Genomic DNA, 17,377 nt, shown 5'->3' with positions numbered 1-17,377 from the left:
GAAGGGACGGGCCGGTTTTGCCGCGAGACTGCATTACTCGATGACTCATTTGGACGACCAAACTTCGCCTCTCGTGCCTTGCCTCGCGCCCAAACCAGCTCCGTCGCGGCCGCGAACGAAACGGAAACACACCCTGATGACCAGACCCCTCGCGTTAGTCACTGCAATTGCCCTTCTCAGCGGCTGCCAAACCTTCGCCCCCAGCGAGCCTGACGGCACGCCGCCGGTGCAGGAAGCCGACCAGAGCACCCAGCTGAAGCCGGAAGAATACGGCTCGTTCAGCCAGGAAACCCTGTTCGCCCTGCTCACCGCCGAACTGGCGGGGCAGCGCAATCGCTTCGATATCGCCCTGGGCAACTACGTGCAGCAGGCCAACGCCACCGGCGACCCCGCAGTCGCCGAGCGCGCCTTCCGCATCGCCGAGTACCTCGGCGCCGAGCAGGCCGCACTGGACAGCGCACTGATCTGGGCGCAGAACGCGCCGCAGAACATCGACGCACAACGCGCGGCGGCCGTGCAGCTGGCTCGCGCCGGCCGCTATGACGAATCCATGACATACATGGAGCAAGTGCTGCAGCGCCAGGGCGACACCCACTTCGATTTCCTCGCACTGTCCGCCGCGGAAACCGACCCGGACACCCGCGCCGGCCTGCTGCAAGGCTTCGACCGGCTGCTGAGCAAGAACCCGGACAACAGTCAGCTGCTGTTCGGCAAGGCCATCCTCCTGCAACAGGACGGCCGCGCCGAAGAAGCCCTGGAGCTGCTCGAGGAACGCCCCGGCAGCGCCAAGGAAGTGTCCCCGCTGCTGCTGCGCGCCCGCCTGCTGCAGAGCCTGGGACGTGGCGAGGAAGCGCTGCCCCTGCTGCAGAAAGGCATCCGCGAGAACCCCGACGACAAGCGCCTGCGCCTGACCTATGCACGCCTGCTGGTCGAGCAGGACCGCCTCGACGACGCCAAGGGCGAGTTCTCCAAGCTGGTGCAGGAAAATCCCAACGACGACGACCTGCGCTTCTCCCTGGCGCTGGTGTGCCTGGAAGCCGAAGCCTGGGAAGAAGCCATCGTCTACCTGGAAGAGCTGGTCGAACGGCGCAGCCATGTCGACGCGGCGCACTACAACCTGGGCCGTGCCTACGAAGAGCTGGAGGACAGCGACAGCGCCCTGCAGGAGTACGGCATGGTCGGCCCCAGCAACGACTACCTGCCGGCCCAGCAACGCCAGGCCGAACTGCTGTTCAACCAGCAGCGCAACGACGACGCCAGCCGTCGCCTGGCCGAAGCGCGCGAGGCGCAACCCGACTACGCCATCCAGCTGTACCTGATCGAAGCCGAGGGGCTGAGCAACCATGACCAGGTCGACTCGGCCTGGCAGGTGATCAACCAGGGCCTCGAGCAGTTCCCCGATGACCTCAACCTGCTCTATACCCGTGCCATGCTGGCGGAGAAGCGCGACGACCTGGCCCAGCTGGAACACGACCTGCGCTACATCCTCGAGCGCGAGCCGGATCACGCCATGGCGCTCAATGCCCTCGGCTACACCCTGGCCGACCGCACCACGCGCTATCAGGAAGCCCACGACCTGATCGAGAAGGCCCACCAGCTCAACCCGGACGACCCGGCCATCCTCGACAGCCTCGGCTGGGTCAACTATCGCCTGGGTAACCTGGAGGAAGCCGAACGTTTCCTGCGCCTGGCCCTGAAGAAGTTCCCCGACCACGAGGTTGCCGCCCACCTTGGCGAAGTGCTCTGGGCCCAGGGCAAGCAGCGCGAGGCCCGCAGCGTCTGGCGCGAGGCCCTGGCCGAGACACCTGACAGCCCCATCCTGCGCGACACCCTCTCGCGCCTGACCGGTTCCGAGACGCCCTGATGCTTCGTCACCTTCTTGTTTTCAGCCTCATCGCCCTGCTCGCCGGCTGCGCCGGCCTCACCTCGCACGAAGCACTGGAAGGCCAGGGCGACCCGGCGCAGTGGAAAGCCCATAAACAGCAGATCAGCCAGCTCGACGGCTGGCAGATCAACGGCAAGATCGGCATTCGTGCGCCCAGCGACTCGGGCAGCGCCACGCTGTTCTGGCTGCAACGCCAGGACTACTACGATATCCGCCTGTCCGGCCCGCTCGGTGGCGGCGCCGCCCGTCTGACCGGCCGCCCGGGCGACATCCTGCTGGAAGTGTCCAACCGCGGCCTCTATCGCGCCGAGTCGCCGGAAGCCCTGCTGCGTGAACAGCTGCGCCTGGACCTGCCGGTCTCCAACCTGCTCTGGTGGATTCGCGGCCTGCCGGCCCCGGAAAGCCGCAGCCGCATCACCCTCGACGGCGAAAGCCACCTGGCCCGCCTGGAGCAGGACGGCTGGCGAGTGGAGTATCAGCGCTACACCGAACAGAACGGCTACGCCCTGCCCGAGCGCCTGAAGCTCTACGGCCAGGACCTGGACGTCACCCTGGTGATCAAGGACTGGCAGCCGCGTCAGCTCGGCCAGTAAGCCCGCCCCCCCAACCTTGTGGGAGGGGCCTAAGCCGCGACAGCGTCGGCGATGGCTCAGCGTTTCGGCTGGGCATTTCGCGGCTAAAGCTGCTCCTACAGGGGCTGCGGTCTTTGTAGGAGCAGCTTTAGCCGCGATGCGCCTGCCGAGGTATTTCCCGCATACAATCGCCACCTATTCTCGCGACGACGCCCCTGCTCCGACCATGACCGCCATCCCCGCCCACGCCGAACTCACCCTGCCCGCTCCCGCCAAGCTCAACCTGATGCTGCATATCCTCGGCCGCCGCGCCGACGGATACCACGAGTTGCAGACCCTGTTCCAGTTTCTCGAGCATGGCGACGAGCTTGGCTTCAGCGTGCGCCAGGATGGCGAGATTCGCCTGCACACCCCCATCGAAGGCGTTGCGCACGACAGCAACCTGATCGTGCGCGCCGCCAAGCGGCTGCAGCAAGCCAGCGGTACGTCACTGGGCGCCGACATCTGGCTGGACAAGCGCCTGCCCATGGGCGGCGGCATCGGTGGCGGCAGCTCGGATGCCGCCACCACCCTGCTCGGCCTCGACCACCTGTGGCACACGCAACTGGGCGAGGATCGCCTGGCCGAGCTGGGCCTGGCACTGGGCGCCGACATACCGGTATTCGTGCGCGGCCGCGCCGCCTTCGCCGAGGGCGTTGGCGAGTGCCTGACGCCCGTGGAGCTGGACGAACCCTGGTTCCTCGTCGCGGTGCCGCAAGTCTTTGTAAGCACAGCAGAAGTTTTCGGCTCGCCCGAGTTGACACGGGATACGCCGCCCATTAAAGTTCGCAGCCTTCTTGCGGGGGGTGGTCGAAACGACTGCCAGCCGGTTGTAGAGAAGCGTTACCCAGAAGTTCGTAACGCTTTGATCTTGTTGAACAAATTCGTTTCAGCTAGATTGACCGGCACTGGAGCTTGTGTATTTGGGAGCTTCCCAAATCGGGACGATGCTGATAAAGTCGCCCGCCAACTTCCAGGCACTCTGCCGAGCTTTGTCGCTCAAGGTCGCAACATTTCGATGCTGCACCGCAGGCTCCAAGCATTGGCCAAGAAGTGAATGCTCAGCATTCGGTTATACGATACAGGGGCGTCGCCAAGCGGTAAGGCACCAGGTTTTGATCCTGGCATGCGTTGGTTCGAATCCAGCCGCCCCTGCCATAACCTCCCCAGGGAGGCATCGAAAACCGCATCCGACAGCATTCGACACAGAATATAGGGGCGTCGCCAAGCGGTAAGGCACCAGGTTTTGATCCTGGCATGCGTTGGTTCGAATCCAGCCGCCCCTGCCATTTTCCATACCCATCCAGGTATACCCCCAGCCGGCAGGTACTGCGCGTGTCCAAGATGATGGTCTTCACGGGGAACGCAAACCCCGATCTGGCGCGACGGATCGTTCGTCAGCTGCACATTCCCCTCGGCGATGCTTCGGTCGGACGTTTCTCCGACGGCGAAGTCATGATCGAAATCAACGAGAACGTCCGCGGCAAGGACGTATTCCTGATTCAGCCGACCTGTGCACCCACCAACGACAACCTGATGGAACTGGTGGTGATGGCTGATGCCTTCCGTCGTTCCTCGGCTACCCGCATCACCGCGGTCATCCCCTACTTCGGCTACGCCCGCCAGGATCGTCGCCCGCGCTCCGCCCGTGTGGCGATCAGCGCCAAGGTCGTGGCTGACATGCTCACCGTGGTCGGTATCGACCGCGTACTGACCGTGGACCTGCATGCCGATCAGATTCAGGGCTTCTTCGACATCCCGGTGGACAACATCTACGGTTCCCCGGTCCTGGTCGACGACATCGAAGACCAGCGCTTCGACAACCTGATGATCGTCTCCCCGGACATCGGCGGCGTCGTCCGCGCACGCGCCGTGGCCAAGAGCCTGGGCGTCGACTTGGCCATCATCGACAAGCGTCGTGAGAAGGCCAACCAGTCCGAAGTGATGCACATCATCGGTGACGTCGAAGGTCGTACCTGCATCCTGGTCGACGACATGGTCGATACCGCCGGCACCCTGTGCCACGCGGCCAAGGCCCTGAAAGATCGTGGCGCCGCCAAGGTCTACGCCTACTGCACCCACCCGGTGCTGTCGGGCCGCGCCATCGAGAACATCGAGAATTCCTCGCTGGACGAGCTGGTGGTGACCAACACCATCCCGCTGTCCGCTGCGGCACAGTCCTGCTCGCGCATTCGCCAGCTCGACATCGCCCCGGTCGTCGCCGAAGCGGTTCGCCGCATCAGCAACGAAGAATCGATCAGCGCGATGTTCCGCTAAGGAACCCGCTGACGTTATGCGCCCCGCCTCGTGCGGGGCTTTTTGCCCTACCGCCCAAGGCTGGTCGCAAGCCTGCAGGCGGTTTGGTTATTTTGGAGAAGTGAAATGACTGTTGAATTTGCCCTGAATGCCGAAGTGCGTTCCGACCTGGGGAAAGGTGCGAGCCGCCGCCTGCGTCGTAACGTGTCCATGGTGCCTGCCGTGATCTACGGCGGCGAGAAAGCCCCGGCCTCCATCAGCCTGCTGGCCAAAGACCTGGCCAAGCTGCTGGAAAACGAAGCGGCTTTCAGCCACGTTCTGACCCTGGACGTTGCCGGCACCAAAGAAAGCGTTCTGATCAAAGCCCTGCAGCGCCACCCGGCCAAAGGCTTCGTTCTGCACGCTGACTTCGTTCGCGTCGTTGCCGGCCAGAAGCTGAGCGCCCACGTACCGCTGCACTTCATCAACGAAGCGACTGCCGTAGGCGTCAAGCAGCAAGGTGGTGAGATCTCCCACACCATCAGCGAAGTCGAAGTTTCCTGCCTGCCGAAAGACCTGCCGGAATTCATCGAAGTCGACATGGCTGCCGTGGAAGTGGGCCAGACCGTACACATGTCCGACCTGAAGCTGCCGAAAGGCGTTGAGCTGGTTGCTCTGGCTCACGGTAACGACCTGGCTGTCTCCAACATTCACGCCTCCCGCGTGAAGGCTGAAGACGAAGAAAGCGCTGCCGAGTAATCGCGGTGCGGAACCCGCCCGGCATGCGATCACGCCGGGCGATTTCCTCGAAAGGGCTCCTGTATGACTGCCGTACAACTGATCGTTGGCCTGGGTAACCCCGGCCCCGAATACGACCAGACCCGGCACAATGCAGGGGCCCTTTTCGTTGAGCGCGTGGCGGAAAGCCAGCGCGTCAACCTCAGCGTCGATCGCAAGTATTTCGGCCTGGTGGGCAAGTTCAACCACCAGGGGCGCGAAGTTCGTCTGCTCATCCCCACCACCTACATGAACCGCAGCGGCCAGTCCGTGGCGGCCCTGGCCAATTTCTTCAAGATCAAACCCGAAGAGATTCTGGTGGCCCACGACGAACTCGACATGCCACCCGGCGTCGCCAAGCTCAAACAGGGCGGCGGCCACGGCGGCCACAACGGCCTGCGCGATATCATCGCCCAGCTCGGCAACCAGAATAACTTCCATCGCCTGCGGCTCGGCATCGGCCACCCCGGGCACGCCAGCCTGGTTTCCGGCTACGTGCTCGGACGCGCGCCACGCAGCGAACAGGAACTGCTCGACCAGAGCATCAACTTCGCCTTGGACGTCCTGCCGGAAATACTCGCCGGCGACTGGACCGTGGCCATGCGCAAATTGCATAGCCAGAAGGCCACCAAGTAACCACCTTTTACCGAGGGTCACCCCCATGGGATTCAACTGCGGCATCGTCGGCCTGCCCAACGTCGGCAAGTCCACCCTGTTCAACGCCCTCACCAAGTCCGGCATCGCCGCAGAGAACTTCCCCTTCTGCACCATCGAGCCGAACAGCGGCATCGTGCCCATGCCCGACCCGCGTCTGGATGCCCTGGCCGAGATCGTCAAGCCGGAAAAGGTCATCCCCACCACCATGGAGTTCGTCGACATCGCCGGCCTCGTGGCCGGTGCCTCCAAGGGTGAAGGCCTGGGCAACAAGTTCCTCGCCAACATCCGCGAGACCGACGCCATCGCCCACGTCGTGCGCTGCTTCGAAGACGAGAACGTCATCCACGTCGCCAACAGCGTCGACCCCAAGCGTGACATCGAGATCATCGACCTCGAACTGATCATGGCCGACCTCGACAGCTGCGAGAAGCAACTGCAGCGCGTGGCGCGCAGTGCCAAGGGCGGTGACAAGGAGGCCGTGGCGCAGAAGGCCCTGCTGGAAAAACTCATTCCCCACTTCACCGAAGGCAAGCCGGCGCGCAGCCTGCTGAAGAGCCTGGGTGACGACGAGAAGCGCCTGGCCAGGACCTTCCACCTGCTCACCACCAAGCCGGTGATGTACATCGCCAACGTCGCCGAAGACGGCTTCGAAAACAACCCGCACCTCGACGTGGTGAAAGCCATCGCCGAAGAGGAAGGCGCTATCGTCGTACCGGTGTGCAACAAGATCGAAGCCGAGATCGCCGAGCTGGACGATCTGGAAGAGATGCAGATGTTCCTCGAAACCATGGGCATGGAAGAGCCAGGCCTGAATCGCGTGATCCGCGCCGGCTACGCCCTGCTCAACCTGCAGACCTACTTCACAGCCGGGGTGAAGGAAGTGCGCGCCTGGACCGTCCGCGTCGGCGCCACCGCGCCGCAGGCAGCCGCGGTGATCCACACCGATTTCGAGAAAGGCTTCATCCGCGCCGAAGTGGTCGCCTACGACGACTTCATCGCCTACAAGGGCGAAGGCGGTGCCAAGGAAGCCGGCAAGTGGCGCCTGGAAGGCAAGGACTACATCGTCAAGGACGGCGACGTGATGCACTTCCGCTTCAACGTCTGAGCCTGCCCCGCTCCCTCGAAGCCCCCAGCGGATCCACGCCGCTGGGGGCTTCGCGCTTATGGCCCGGCGTCAGGCCGCCTCAGAGCGCTGCTCGAACACCTCCCGCGCCACCGCCAGGCCATTGAGGGCGGCGGGAAAGCCGGCATACACCGCCATCTGCATCATCGTCTCGACGATCTCGGTGCGGCTGACACCGACGTTCAGCGCGCCATGCACATGCACCCTCAGCTGTGGTGCAGCATTGCCAAGGGCGGTCAGCGCCGCCACCACGGCGATCTCCCGGCTTTTCAGGTCCAGCCCCGGCCGCGAGTAGATATCGCCGAACGGGAACTCCACCAGGTAGCGCGCGAAATCCGGGGCGATGCCAGACAGACTCTCCACCACCCGCTCGCCGGCCTCACCGTCAATCTCCTTCAGCCTGGCCAGCCCCCGCTGGTACCGACTTTCGTTGCTCATGCTCGTTGCCCCTCTCGGTTGATGACTCCGGCGCCAGGCGCTGCTCGCACGAGCGGTAGTGCTCGATCTTCGCTTGCAGCGCATCGGCGGCGCAGCGCATCGCTTCGATCTCGGCCAGAACCTCCGCGAGGTGTTCTTCCAGAATCTGGCGACGCGCCGGCACCGTCGGGTCTCCGGCGCCTCTCAGCGCCGCGAACGCCTGCATCTTGCCGATCGGCATGCGGGTCGTGCGCAGGCGCAGCAGGAACTCGATCCAGGCCATGTTCGAAGGCGCATAACGGCGCTGTCCACTCGCCGTGCGGCCCACCGGACCGATCAGCCCGATGCGTTCGTAATAGCGCAGGGTATGGGCTGTCAGCCCGGTGCGGCGGGCGACTTCGTCGATGCTCAGATGAGGTTCCATGGGGCGATCCTAAAAGTTCGAGTGCGCTCTAAGTCAATCCCTTTCGGTATCCACGTCAAGCGCCGAACAACGCCCGATAGCCCAACCGACCCGCGTGGCAGCGCCCCGGGTTAACGCCGCGCTTCGATCAGGTGCCGAGTCGAATGCGCCACGAATGGCCGCCCACCACGCATCTGCTCATCGAGGGCCAGCAATACATCGTGGTACTTGCGTGTGGAGAAGTCAGGCACCCACCACACGCACTTGCGCAGAATCCAGACCACCGCCCCGACGTCGTTGAACACCAAACGACAGCGCTCGACACGCAGATCCGTCACGTTCAGCCCGGCTGCCTGCGCGGCGGCCGCCTCGTCCTGCGGATCGCGCTGACGTCGCTGCTGTGGAAGCGGCCCGAGGAAGCGCTCAATCAGATCGAAAGCCGAAGCCGCACCGACATGCTGCGCGAAGTAGCATCCGCCCGGCTTGAGCACGCGATGGATCTCGGCCCAGTTCGGGGATACCGGATGACGCGATGTGACGAGCTCGAAAGAAGTGTCCGCAAACGGCAGCACGCTGTCCGCCGCCGTGGTTTCCACCACCTGCACGCCACGCGCGCCCAGGTGCTCGCGGGCCTTGCGGGCGTTGGGCGGCCACGCCTCCGTGGCACACATTCGCGGAGGAAAGCGCGGCACCTCGCCCAGCACCTCACCGCCACCGGTGTCCAGATCAAGCGCCGACTCCACCTGCGCCAAGCGCTGCGCCAGCAACCTGGAATACCCCCAGGAAGGACGCTCCTCGCTGGCTCGCCCCGCCAGCCACCCGAAGCCCCAACCACTCACATCGGCCGCTTCAGCTTCAGCCACCAGCTCATCAAAGGATTTCATTCAGCACACATCACACAGATCGAAGAAAAAGGAACCGTCCGGTCGCGCACGCACACCGTGGACAATGGTCATCAGCGTTTCTATTCTGCCGGGCTTTCGCCATCAAGGATGAAGCAAATGAAAAACCTGCTCCTGCTGCTCTCGGTCGCCGCCGGCGGCTATTACCTCTATACCGAGCACTTCGCGGCCACTGCCATCGATGTTGATAGCTACCAGGCCCTGCTGCAAAAGGTAGAAGCCACAAGCGTCAGTCTCGATGAGGTCAAGGTTGGGACCCACCAGCTGGTGACCTTTTTCTGCAACGACGCCAGTTACGAGCAGGCCACAGGCAAGACCTCCGCCAGCTGCATCGCCCGCTACGAAAACTACCGGGACATGTGCGAGGACCGCATCTTCTCCCAGTCTCCCCAGACCTTCGCCAACAAAGCCGATGTCATCGCCATTGCCAAGCGATACGTGGCCTGTACAGGGATCAAGAACAGCTAGCAGGACAGCTGTCTACAGACGACACGGGAACAATAAGGAAGCCGATCCTCTTGACCGGCAACAAGAGAATGAATGGGGTCAGTGTGGCGGGTTTTCAGGGTATCTATCAGTGAGACCCGCGGCTGTGTGCATGTGGCCCGCGCACAGGTATGCTATCACTGAAAGCACTGAATGCACGGGAGGCAACCATGGCCGCTATCACTATTAGAAACCTCGACGACGATCTGAAAGCCCAGCTGCGTATCGTAGCGGCTAGCCACGGCCGTTCCATGGAAGAAGAAGCCCGGGTGATTATTCGGCAGGCTCTGTCACGACAAGGAAAGCGTGGTGGCTTGGGTAGCCGGATTCACTCCCGCTTTGCCGCTGTTGGAGGGGCAGACCTTGAGCTACCAGAGCGCAAAGACAACGCCCGTGCTGCGAGCTTCGATGAATGATCCTGCTTGATACCAACGTGCTGTCGGAACTGATGCGCGCCAAGCCTGCGCCCCAGGTTCTGGAGTGGGTTGACGCTCAGCCTGTCGGGGATCTGGTAATCACCTCGATCACCGTTGCGGAAGTTCTCTCTGGCATTGCCAGAATGCCGGACGGCAAGCGCAGACAAGGATTGCTCGATGTAGCTTCAGCCATGTTCGTTGAGGAGTTCGCGGGCAATATTCTGCCGTTCGATGCAGATGCCGCTGTGCACTATGCAGAGATAGCCGCAGAAACCGAGGCTAAAGGACGGGTGGTTGATATGGCCGATGCGCAGATCGCTGCAATTGGTCGGCTACATGATGCCGTGATCGCAACTCGCAATATTCGCCACTTCGAAACGCCGGGCGTTGCCCTGGTAGATCCTTGGAGCGCCTAGTTCGAGCAAGGAAGTGCCATGAAAAAATGGATTGTGTTGCTGGCTGCAGGTCTAGCGATCTGGCATTTCTACTTCGATCGGCCCGCAAGCCCAATGATTACGAACACCTCTGACGATGGCAGCTTGTTAAGTGAGCCGATCATCAAGCAGCCATCGGAAAGTTTCTCGCTCGAAAGCTTGTTGCCGTCTTTCAGTTCGAGCAGCTCTACATCCTCACCTGCTACGTCCGCCGTGCCCGGTTCAGGGCAAGCAACGCAGTATCGCTGCGATGGTCGCATCCACTGTTCGCAGATGAGATCCTGCGAAGAAGCTACCTTTTTCTTGAACAACTGCCCCGGCACAAAGATGGATGGCGACGGAGACCGCGTTCCCTGTGAGCAACAGTGGTGCCGGTAAAGCGGAGACAATGCGTAGTTGGCCCGTAGTCTGGAACCACAAACAAGAAAGGGCTAGCCGAAGCTAACCCTTTGGTTTGTAGGCGGCTAAGCCACGCTCGAATCGGGAGGCATGCATCGCTGTACCCAGCCAGTCCCGAGCAAGGCTCTCACTGATAGCCACTCCACAGAATTATCGGATTCTGCCCCGGCGTCGCCTCCGCCTGGGCCGTGAGCAGGCCGCTCTGAACCCGCCAGACGACCAGCTTCTTCCCAAAGGCATCAGTTCCGAACCTAGCGCCTGGCATTTGGTCCAGACGAGGGTAATTCTCGAGCTTTCTGGTCAGATAATCTTGCAGCTGATCGAAGCTACCGTCCGCAAACTCAATACGTACGTTACTCAGCTTGTTCTTCGTAAAAAAGAACGTCACCAACCGTGCGGGAATATTGTCATACGCCTTGCTGATATGGGCAGAGCAAAGGTAGTCGTTCTGGGCTGTAATACGCTCAGCGGGGCCGAGGTTTCCGTAGCATTTCAGCTTATGGCCACGCGCCTGATTTTCGCTGATGACCGCAGCTTGATCTCGTGCAGAGAAATGGTCCGGTGACTCCGCATAGGTAGGTGTACCTAGACGAGCATACCAGTCGCGAATAGCGTTTTGGTAATGCAACGGCAGTGAGGAGAATACGAGCGTCCCTGCACCGAACAAGACAACCGCTAAGAAAATGGGTCTTAGGAGTTTCATCTAGCATCCTGCTTTTTTGGAAGAGTAGTCGGTCCGTAGTCTGTTTGTAGTCTGGAACCACAAACAAAAAAGGGCTAGCCGAAGCTAACCCTTTGATTTGTATGGTGGCTACACCGGGACTTGAACCTGGGACATCAGCATTATGAATGCTGCGCTCTAACCGACTGAGCTATGTAGCCAACGTGGCGCGCATTTTCCGCGTCTCGCTGACTGCTGTCAACCCCAGATCATCGATAAATTTACGCTTTATCAAGTGGTTAGGCTGCGTAGGCAACGGTACGTTCGACGGCTCGCTGCAGGCTCTGTGTCACACCTCTCGACCCCTTGGCGCAATGGCCGGGATCAGTGCTTGCCATCCCCTGTCGGCCTGTTCATCCTGCCTCATCCATTTCCAAACGAGCCCTGTCATGACGCCCATCCAGAATATCGGTCTGGCGCTATTCGTTCTGCTGTCCATCGGCGTTGCCATCGGGCACAGGACCGAGTGTGCCGATGGCCGCGTGGTGGAAACCTATCTGGCCAAGGGGCTGGCTTCGCAGGTGCTGGGGCATGATCTTTGCGAGTAATCGCAGCAGCCCTGAACCTATCCCTCATTAAGGAATGATGTGATGAAAAAGCTCGCCTTGCTTGTCAGCTGCAGCCTTCTGGGCGCCTGCGCCAACCTGGGTTCGCAGCCACCGGTGCCGGTGACCTCGCCACTGGTGCAGGCGTTCCGTGATATCTGCCTGCAAACCGCCCCGAGCTTTGCCGAGGCACATCGCGTGGCGCGTCAGCACGGCATTACCGAGATGACCGACATGGGCTTTGCCACGGTCGGCTTCAATGCAGACAAGAGCCTGGGTATCCAGGTGAAGGTCAGTCACGAGTGCGTGGTGACCGGCGAATCGCAACAGGACGACACGCTGACGAGCCAGATGCTCAGCGCAGCTGCGGTGAATGCCGGTACCACGGTACCTCGCAAGGCACCCGTGAAGATGGTGATCGCCGGGCAGCGCTTCATCCTGATGCATGATCGCCAAGATGGTGAGGCCTTCGTGATGCTCAAGCCGGACTGACACGCTGCCTGCCTCCCACGCACGGAATGCACCCACCCTGCATGCGGATGCTCGTTCCTCAGGCACGCCTGCCAGGGCGCGTGGCCAACAGCAGGCCGCCGAAGATCATCGCCGCGCCCAGCCAGTGGTAGAGCTGCAGGCTTTCGTTCAGCAGCACCCATCCCAGCAGCGCGGTGAACACCGGCATCAGGTAGTTGGTCAGCGCAGCCTTGGCAGCACCGATCACGCGGATGCCGTGGTTCCAGGCCAGGTAAGCCAGCAACGAGGCGAATACGGCGGTGTAGGCGACCGCCGAGAGATTGGCGGTATTCAGCGCAAGCTGTGCACCCTGGCTCAGTTCATACAGGTAGAACGGCAGGATCAGCGGCACGCCAAGCATGATGAACACCCCCAGCAGCGCCAGTGGCGGAATCGGCTGCAGGTAGCTGGCCCAGCGCCGTAGCAGCAGCGAGTACAGCGCCCAGTCGACCACCGCCAGCAGCATGATCAGGTCGCCCTGATTGAACGACAGGCTGGCCAGGCGGCTCCACTGGCCCTGGCTGATCAGCACCGCCAGGCCGATCACCGCCACCAGCATGCCCCACCAGGCGCGTCGTGCTGGCCATTCGTTGAGCAGCAGCCCGGCACCGATGAACGTCACCAGTGGCAGGCATGTGTTGACCAGCGAAATATTGATCGCCGCCGTGGTCTGCGCCGCACTGTAGAGCAGCGAGTTATAGCCGGCGATCCCCAGCCCCCCGAGCACCAGCAGGCGCCACCCGGCATGGCCCACAGCAGCGCGATGGCGCCACAGTGGCATGGCGACGAAGGGCAGCAGCAGCGCCAACGCCAGGCACCAGCGCCAGAACGCGAGGGTGAACGGCGCGATTTCCCCGGCGAAGGCACGTGCGACCAGGGCATTGCCGGACCAGCAGAGGTTGGCCAGCAGCAGGCCGAACAGCGCCAGCGGGCGCGAGTGATTGAGTGCAGTCATGAGGCAAGCGCCAGGGTGATGACGAGGAACGCGTCGCCTGGTCGTGTGCGGTCAGCGGGCGAACGGTGCTGAGCGATCATTGCATAGCTTCCGAATCAGGCGGCTTTGCACCATACGGAGGCAGGCAATGCTTGGCAAGGTTGCAGAGTGACCGAGCCAGGTACGCACCCGGGGCCTGCGCGTCGAAATCGACAGCCAATGGGCGGGGCGTACTCCCCCTCAATACCAGCGACGCAGCAGGCGCATCAGCAACCCGAGAATCAACAGTACGCCCAGCAGGACCACGGCGCTGGCGCCCCACTGCATCGGGCCGGCAAGACGGAACATTTCGCGCGGATTCAGGCTGGGCGCGCGAATCATGCGCGCCTCGGCCGCCGCGCCAGTGGTGGGAATGTCGGCCAGGCCGTCGCCATCGAGATCCGGCAGGCTGCGGATATGGTCGAGCAGTGCCTGCCACTCCTTGAGCTCCTGCACACCGGGCGTGTTCGGCTCCTGGTCGACGATGGCGTCCTCGATGCGCGGCAACGGACGGCCTGCGGCATCCTTGGGGATCACGTCGAGCAGGCCCTTGGTCAGGTCCGGCACCAGCCAGGTGAAGCTGCCGACGTAGCTGGTGGCCCCGATGCTGTAGAGGCGCGTGTCGTCGAGATCGAGGTCGCGATATCCCTTGACCGGGTCACCGATCTCGATGCGGCTGACCCGATCGAACGGCACGCGCCAGGGGTTGTAGGTGAAGCGAACGCCGGAAACCCGTGGGTAGTAGCTGTCACTGTCGCGCAGCTGGTAAGCGAGCAGCAGCACTTCCAGCAGGGATTTGATCTCGCGAGCGCTGACGTAGGCCTTGATCATCGGGTAGCCCGGTTCGTCATCGAACTGGCCGATGCCCAGCGGGGCAATGCGAAACAGGTCGGAGACGTCCTGCACGCCATGCCGGCCCTTGATCAGGTCATCGCGGATGGTGCCGTTGCCGGTGAAGGCCAGGTCGGCATCGACCGCATGGCGCAGCGCGTCGGTCACCAGGTTGGCCAGGGTGTGATCGCTGAAGTCACGTCCCAGGCGCTGATCGACCTTGGCCAGCGGCTGGTCGAAGCGGTAGCCCCTGGGGTTGAGCATGCGCTCGCTGACCACATGCTTGAAGTCCTCGACCTGGGCGGTGATCACTGCGTCACCGGCGATGCGGTCGTCGATCGGATGCAGGCGGTAGTCACGTACCTGCGTCACACCGTCGTCGCCAAGCGTCATGCGCAGTTCACCGAGATACTGGATCTCCGAGCCGGCCTGCACCACCGGTGTATGCCCGTTGACCAGCACCGGCTGCGGCAGCGCCACGTGCGAGTGGCCGCCGACGACGATATCGATGCCCGGCACCTGCTCGACCAGCTCCACGTCCTCCCCACGCCAGCTGCCGTCGGCCTGTTGCGTGACACCCATGTGCGACAGCAGGATGACCACCTCGGCCCCCTCCTCGCGCAGTTTGGCCACGGTTTCCCTGGCGGTGGCGACCGGGTCGGCGAACGTCAGCGGCTGGATCATCGGGCTGACCGCCACGGCATTGTTGCCGAGCAAGCCGAACAGGCCGAAACGGATGCCGCCACGCTCGATCAGCTTGTACGGCAGGATGCGTCCGGCTTCGAAGTGCGCCTGCAGGCTGTCGTCGGCCTTGCTCGCCGGGGCGAAACGCATGTTGCTCGACAGCAGCGGCAGCAACGCGTCGCCCTCCACCTTGTGCGCGGCGCTGATCATCGCTGCCAGGCCAGCAGGGCGGAAGTCGAACTCGTGGTTGCCGATCACCGCCGCGTCGTAGCCCAGTTCGCTCATCAGGCGCAGCTCGCTGCCCATCTCGCGGGAGATGGTGTGAAACAGCGTGCCCATGGTGAAGTCGCCACCATCGAGCAACAGCACCGGTTCCTCACCGGCGGCGCTGCGGCGTTGCTGCAACAGCGTAGCCAGGCGGGCGACGCCGCCCACCGTCTCGTCATCGTTCGGCGTTGCCGGGCTGTATTCGTTGTTGGGACCGAAACCGAGCAGCCGCGACTGCCAGTCGTTGCTGTGCAGGATGGTGAAGCTGCGCTCGGCAGCGAACAGCGGCGTAGCGCTCAGCACGCCGGCGAGCAGGAGGGAGGAAAGCAGGCGCATGGACGATCCTTGACGATGACTGCGCACAGTATGGGGCAGCGCCCGACGCCAGGCAGCGACCAATCGGGACGCAGCTTGTCGCCAATGGTGTCAGGCATTCGTTGCCACAGATCAGCAACGCTCACGGAGGGAAGGACTAATCTGTAATCAGGACTGCGAAGTGGAGAAGAACAATGGACCACTATCACCTGATGCTGATGCTGCTGATCGGCGGTTTTCTGCTGTTGGGCATCGGTTTCAACTTTCGCGAGCACGAATGGGGCGTTCGCGTACTTGGCCTTGGCGTGCTGCTGATGCTGGTGCCTATCGCGCTGCGGGTACACCTGGCGCTGGCGTGAACGCGCGCGTGCGGGAGCCGGCTCGCTGAAGATCCGCCCGAGGTATCGCCGGCACCCCGGTGCCTGCGTGAAGTGGGTTCTCGCCACTATGAGAGACAGCGCGCTGGGAAAGTCAGCGTCGCTAAATGCTGGTTTTACAGGCGCAGAAGCAGCTCGTGCACCGCAGGCGATGCTCTATTGCTTCCAACGCTCGGCGGCGCTCTGGTCGCTGCAGCGACCCTCCACCCAGCGCGGCCCTTCGCTGGTGTCTTCCTTCTTCCAGAACGGTGCACGGGTCTTCAGATAATCCATGATGAAGTTGCAGGCGTCGAATGCGGCCTGGCGATGGGCGCTGCTGGTGCCGACGAAGACGATGGGCTCGCCCGGTTCCAGGCGGCCAACGCGATGGATGATCTCGATACCCAAAAGCGGCCAGCGCTCGCGGGCCTCGTCGGCGATCCTGGCCAGGGCCTTTTCGGTCATGCCGGGGAAGTGCTCGAGGAGCATGCCCCCCACCTCACGGCCGTCATTGAAATCGCGCACGTAGCCCACGAACGTGACCACGGCGCCGATGCCGAGGTTGGCGGCATGCAGCGCGTTGAGTTCGCTCCCCGGATCGAACGGCTGGCTGTGTACGCGGATGGTCATGAGTGAGGTATCCAGGTCGGGAGCGGCCTGCACGCAGGCCGCTGCTTTATAGGTGTACGCCACGAAGCGCTTGTTCAGCCGCCCGTCACGGTGGGGAAGAAGGCGACTTCATCGCCCTCGGCAAGCGGCTCGTCGAGACTGCACAGCTCCTGATTGCGCGCGCACATCAGGTTCTGTTCGCCCAGCACGTCCCACTCGCCCCCACGCGCCAGCAAGTGCAGACGCAGGTCGTCGAGCGTGGCGAAATCGCCGCTGAGCTGTTCGTCGTCGCGGCCCAGGGCCTCGCGATAGCGGGCGAAGTACTGCACGCGAATCATGCTTGTTCCTCCAGCTGGTAATGACCGCTCTTGCCGCCGAGTTTTTCCAGCAGGCGCACCTGCTCGATGACCATGCCACGATCCACGGCCTTGCACATGTCGTAGAGGGTCAGCGCGGCGACGCTGGCGGCCGTCAGTGCTTCCATCTCGACACCGGTCTGCCCCGACAGCTTGCACCGCGCGGTGATGTGCACGGCATCGTCGCCCTCCGCGCTCAGCTCGACCTTGACGCCGGTGAGCATCAGCGGATGGCACAGGGGGATCAGGTCGCTGGTTTTCTTCGCCGCCTGGATGCCGGCGATACGCGCCACGGCGAACACGTCACCCTTGGGGTGCTCGCCAGCGACGATCATCTGCAGGGTGGCTGGCAGCATGCGCACACGCGCCTCGGCGGTGGCTTCACGAAAGGTGGTCGCCTTGTCGGTGACATCGACCATGTGCGCACGGCCTTGGGAATCGAGGTGGGTCAGCACGGGAAAGCTC

General features: G+C 62.9%; 23 protein-coding genes and 3 tRNA genes. 16 read left to right on the top strand and 10 right to left on the bottom strand.

Annotation, left to right across the window (positions count from 1 at the left end; translation table 11 throughout):
* The first annotated feature begins 136 nt into the window (after positions 1 to 136).
* The 9 genes from EWH21_RS06385 to ychF all read left to right on the top strand — a co-directional run bounded on the left by EWH21_RS06385 (position 137) and on the right by ychF (position 7,270).
* The gene (locus EWH21_RS06385) at positions 137 to 1,864 is read left to right on the top strand and encodes a tetratricopeptide repeat protein (protein WP_047587916.1); all 1,728 of its coding nucleotides are present in this window, start codon (positions 137 to 139) and stop codon (positions 1,862 to 1,864) included.
* Positions 1,864 to 2,478 (top strand): lipoprotein insertase outer membrane protein LolB, encoded by a 615-nt coding sequence (gene lolB, locus EWH21_RS06380; RefSeq protein WP_277700067.1) that lies wholly within the window; start codon positions 1,864 to 1,866, stop codon positions 2,476 to 2,478. Before EWH21_RS06385 ends, lolB begins: the two co-directional genes overlap by 1 nt.
* 205 nt (positions 2,479 to 2,683) lie before the next feature.
* The gene (ispE, locus tag EWH21_RS06375; protein WP_277700066.1) at positions 2,684 to 3,553 is read left to right on the top strand and encodes a 4-(cytidine 5'-diphospho)-2-C-methyl-D-erythritol kinase; all 870 of its coding nucleotides are present in this window, start codon (positions 2,684 to 2,686) and stop codon (positions 3,551 to 3,553) included.
* 26 nt (positions 3,554 to 3,579) lie between these two features.
* Positions 3,580 to 3,654: transfer RNA gene (locus EWH21_RS06370), tRNA-Gln, on the top strand.
* A gap of 56 nt (positions 3,655 to 3,710) precedes the next feature.
* Positions 3,711 to 3,785, top strand: a tRNA-Gln gene (locus tag EWH21_RS06365).
* Between the two features lie 46 nt (positions 3,786 to 3,831).
* Complete coding sequence (locus tag EWH21_RS06360; protein WP_037046880.1) at positions 3,832 to 4,773, top strand: ribose-phosphate pyrophosphokinase; 942 nt, start codon at positions 3,832 to 3,834, stop codon at positions 4,771 to 4,773.
* Positions 4,774 to 4,878: 105 nt separating this feature from the next.
* On the top strand, positions 4,879 to 5,490 hold the full coding sequence (locus EWH21_RS06355) for a 50S ribosomal protein L25/general stress protein Ctc (protein WP_037046878.1): 612 nt from the start codon (positions 4,879 to 4,881) through the stop codon (positions 5,488 to 5,490).
* 63 nt (positions 5,491 to 5,553) lie between these two features.
* A complete protein-coding gene (pth, locus tag EWH21_RS06350) occupies positions 5,554 to 6,144 on the top strand; it encodes an aminoacyl-tRNA hydrolase (protein ID WP_277700065.1) in 591 nt (196 codons plus the stop codon).
* A 25-nt stretch (positions 6,145 to 6,169) separates the two neighbouring features.
* The gene (gene ychF / locus EWH21_RS06345; protein WP_047587921.1) at positions 6,170 to 7,270 is read left to right on the top strand and encodes a redox-regulated ATPase YchF; all 1,101 of its coding nucleotides are present in this window, start codon (positions 6,170 to 6,172) and stop codon (positions 7,268 to 7,270) included.
* Between the two features lie 69 nt (positions 7,271 to 7,339).
* On the opposite strand, the gene EWH21_RS06340 is transcribed toward ychF, so the two are convergent.
* The 3 genes from EWH21_RS06340 to EWH21_RS06330 form a co-directional block, all read right to left on the bottom strand.
* On the bottom strand, positions 7,340 to 7,726 hold the full coding sequence (locus EWH21_RS06340; protein WP_277700064.1) for a carboxymuconolactone decarboxylase family protein: 387 nt from the start codon (positions 7,724 to 7,726) through the stop codon (positions 7,340 to 7,342).
* Complete coding sequence (locus tag EWH21_RS06335) at positions 7,674 to 8,129, bottom strand: MerR family transcriptional regulator (protein ID WP_277700063.1); 456 nt, start codon at positions 8,127 to 8,129, stop codon at positions 7,674 to 7,676. The genes EWH21_RS06340 and EWH21_RS06335 overlap by 53 nt, the downstream gene beginning before the upstream one ends.
* Before the next feature lie 110 nt (positions 8,130 to 8,239).
* On the bottom strand, positions 8,240 to 8,992 hold the full coding sequence (locus tag EWH21_RS06330; RefSeq protein ID WP_277700062.1) for a class I SAM-dependent methyltransferase: 753 nt from the start codon (positions 8,990 to 8,992) through the stop codon (positions 8,240 to 8,242).
* A 117-nt stretch (positions 8,993 to 9,109) separates the two neighbouring features.
* Between EWH21_RS06330 and EWH21_RS06325 the strand changes: the two genes are divergently transcribed.
* From EWH21_RS06325 to EWH21_RS06310, 4 genes are all read left to right on the top strand, one after another.
* Positions 9,110 to 9,478 (top strand): hypothetical protein, encoded by a 369-nt coding sequence (locus EWH21_RS06325; RefSeq protein ID WP_277700061.1) that lies wholly within the window; start codon positions 9,110 to 9,112, stop codon positions 9,476 to 9,478.
* A gap of 188 nt (positions 9,479 to 9,666) precedes the next feature.
* Positions 9,667 to 9,912 (top strand): Arc family DNA-binding protein, encoded by a 246-nt coding sequence (locus tag EWH21_RS06320; RefSeq protein ID WP_152488001.1) that lies wholly within the window; start codon positions 9,667 to 9,669, stop codon positions 9,910 to 9,912.
* On the top strand, positions 9,909 to 10,328 hold the full coding sequence (locus tag EWH21_RS06315) for a type II toxin-antitoxin system VapC family toxin (protein WP_277700060.1): 420 nt from the start codon (positions 9,909 to 9,911) through the stop codon (positions 10,326 to 10,328). Before EWH21_RS06320 ends, EWH21_RS06315 begins: the two co-directional genes overlap by 4 nt.
* An 18-nt stretch (positions 10,329 to 10,346) precedes the next feature.
* Positions 10,347 to 10,724, top strand: a complete 378-nt coding sequence (locus tag EWH21_RS06310) for an excalibur calcium-binding domain-containing protein (protein WP_172979131.1) — start codon at positions 10,347 to 10,349, stop codon at positions 10,722 to 10,724.
* 148 nt (positions 10,725 to 10,872) lie between these two features.
* Here the strand turns inward: EWH21_RS06310 and EWH21_RS06305 are convergent, their stop codons facing one another.
* Together EWH21_RS06305 and EWH21_RS06300 are read right to left on the bottom strand one after the other, a co-directional pair.
* Positions 10,873 to 11,448, bottom strand: a complete 576-nt coding sequence (locus EWH21_RS06305) for a hypothetical protein (protein WP_277700059.1) — start codon at positions 11,446 to 11,448, stop codon at positions 10,873 to 10,875.
* Positions 11,449 to 11,550: 102 nt separating this feature from the next.
* A tRNA-Met gene (locus tag EWH21_RS06300) sits at positions 11,551 to 11,627 on the bottom strand.
* Positions 11,628 to 11,855: 228 nt separating this feature from the next.
* Between EWH21_RS06300 and EWH21_RS06295 the strand changes: the two genes are divergently transcribed.
* Both EWH21_RS06295 and EWH21_RS06290 read left to right on the top strand, forming a co-directional pair.
* On the top strand, positions 11,856 to 12,014 hold the full coding sequence (locus EWH21_RS06295) for a hypothetical protein (RefSeq protein WP_277700058.1): 159 nt from the start codon (positions 11,856 to 11,858) through the stop codon (positions 12,012 to 12,014).
* 42 nt (positions 12,015 to 12,056) lie between these two features.
* Positions 12,057 to 12,503 carry a hypothetical protein gene (locus tag EWH21_RS06290; RefSeq protein WP_037046856.1) on the top strand — a complete coding sequence of 149 codons (447 nt, stop codon included), beginning with the start codon at positions 12,057 to 12,059 and terminating at the stop codon, positions 12,501 to 12,503.
* Between the two features lie 58 nt (positions 12,504 to 12,561).
* Here the strand turns inward: EWH21_RS06290 and EWH21_RS06285 are convergent, their stop codons facing one another.
* A complete protein-coding gene (locus tag EWH21_RS06285; RefSeq protein ID WP_037046854.1) occupies positions 12,562 to 13,476 on the bottom strand; it encodes a DMT family transporter in 915 nt (304 codons plus the stop codon).
* A gap of 219 nt (positions 13,477 to 13,695) precedes the next feature.
* A complete protein-coding gene (locus EWH21_RS06280; protein WP_277700057.1) occupies positions 13,696 to 15,612 on the bottom strand; it encodes a bifunctional UDP-sugar hydrolase/5'-nucleotidase in 1,917 nt (638 codons plus the stop codon).
* A 173-nt stretch (positions 15,613 to 15,785) separates the two neighbouring features.
* Between EWH21_RS06280 and EWH21_RS06275 the strand changes: the two genes are divergently transcribed.
* On the top strand, positions 15,786 to 15,950 hold the full coding sequence (locus tag EWH21_RS06275; protein ID WP_167494383.1) for a hypothetical protein: 165 nt from the start codon (positions 15,786 to 15,788) through the stop codon (positions 15,948 to 15,950).
* Positions 15,951 to 16,124: 174 nt separating this feature from the next.
* Here the strand turns inward: EWH21_RS06275 and moaE are convergent, their stop codons facing one another.
* From moaE to moaC, 3 genes are all read right to left on the bottom strand, one after another.
* Entirely contained in the window at positions 16,125 to 16,577 is a 453-nt protein-coding gene (gene moaE, locus EWH21_RS06270) for a molybdopterin synthase catalytic subunit MoaE (protein WP_277700056.1), read from the bottom strand.
* Positions 16,578 to 16,651: 74 nt separating this feature from the next.
* Entirely contained in the window at positions 16,652 to 16,894 is a 243-nt protein-coding gene (locus EWH21_RS06265) for a MoaD/ThiS family protein (protein WP_037046846.1), read from the bottom strand.
* A complete protein-coding gene (gene moaC / locus EWH21_RS06260; RefSeq protein WP_037046843.1) occupies positions 16,891 to 17,367 on the bottom strand; it encodes a cyclic pyranopterin monophosphate synthase MoaC in 477 nt (158 codons plus the stop codon). Before moaC ends, EWH21_RS06265 begins: the two co-directional genes overlap by 4 nt.
* Positions 17,368 to 17,377 lie beyond the last annotated feature (10 nt).

This window comes from Pseudomonas sp. REST10, assembly GCF_029542605.1.
In the GTDB taxonomy this organism is placed as follows: Bacteria; Pseudomonadota; Gammaproteobacteria; order Pseudomonadales; family Pseudomonadaceae; genus Aquipseudomonas; species Aquipseudomonas khazarica.
This window is presented reverse-complemented; position numbering and strand designations above follow the sequence as displayed.